Origin of the sequence: Bartonella sp. CL63NXGY (assembly GCF_042194905.1) — a bacterium.
GTDB lineage: Bacteria > Pseudomonadota > Alphaproteobacteria > Rhizobiales > Rhizobiaceae > Bartonella.
On the sequence record NZ_JBHINK010000076.1, the window covers coordinates 616 to 844 of the forward strand.

Here is a 229-nt window from a genome sequence, read left to right on the forward strand (position 1 = left end):
CTGCTAACATGTCTAACGCTTCAATTGAAGATATGCAACAAGGGTTAGCTAACGTTGGTGGTACTGCTAATATGGCGGGGATGTCATTACAAGATACTTCCGAAGCCATTGGATTGCTAACTAATCATGGTTTTAGTGCCGCTCAAGCATCACAAGATTTAAACCATGCTATTTTGCAAATGTTATCACCATCTAAAGTCGCTAAATCAGCAATGGATGATTTAGGCAT

1 protein-coding gene is annotated in these 229 nt (G+C 39.7%); it reads left to right on the forward strand.

All coding sequences use genetic code 11. From position 1 onward, the window contains the following. Window positions 1–8: 8 nt before the first annotated feature. Window positions 9–229, forward strand: a 221-nt coding sequence (locus ACFIK0_RS09310) for a phage tail tape measure protein (protein ID WP_375663898.1), incomplete at its 3' end; no start/stop codon positions are given.